1 pseudogene is annotated in these 654 nt (G+C 38.4%); it reads left to right on the top strand.

The features are described 5' to 3' along the window. A pseudogene (locus CJF42_RS11230) lies at positions 1 to 501 on the top strand (IS630 family transposase); the annotation flags it as partial. Positions 502 to 654: the final 153 nt, after the last annotated feature.

Here is a 654-nt window from a genome sequence, read left to right as displayed (position 1 = left end):
TTCCAAGATGAAGCACGCTTTGGCTAGCAGAATACAACCACAAAGCTCTGGGCAGAAAAAAGAACCCGACCAAGAGCAGTAAGACAACAATAATTTGAATACGGCTATATTTTTAGTGCTGTCTGCCCATCAACAGGGGCAGCTGAAGCACTTATTTCTCCAGTTATGAATATGGCAGTAATGGAGCAACATTTAGCCTTAATTTCTCAAAAAACTAAATTCGGGCGACATGCAGTGATCATTCTAGATGGTGCAGCATGGCATCAAACCTATCTCGCCGATAAATTTACTAATTTAACCATCATAAAGTTACCGCCATATTCACCTGAATTAAATCCAGTAGAACAAGTATGGAGTTGGTTGCGTCAACATCATTTAGCGAACAGATATTTCCAAGGAGATGATGACATTCTCAACGCTTGCTCAGATGCATGGAACAGTGACGTTAAAAAGGTTATGAAACTCTGTAGCAGAGACTGGGTTAAGGTGGGAAAAACTTAATGCGGAATGGTATTAAACAACGCATTTTTTGTTTTGGGTGATTTACAAAATAGTCGATAAATATATTTATGGTCTAAACGAAAAAACCCGATACATTTCTGTATCGGGTTTTTAAAATTAAATCCTGGCAATGTCCTACTTTCACATGGGAAA

It is taken from the genome of Pseudoalteromonas sp. NBT06-2 (genome assembly GCF_002276045.1).
In the GTDB taxonomy this organism is placed as follows: Bacteria; Pseudomonadota; Gammaproteobacteria; order Enterobacterales; family Alteromonadaceae; genus Pseudoalteromonas.
Note: the sequence above shows the minus strand (reverse complement) of the source record. Positions and strands in the feature narration are given on the sequence as shown.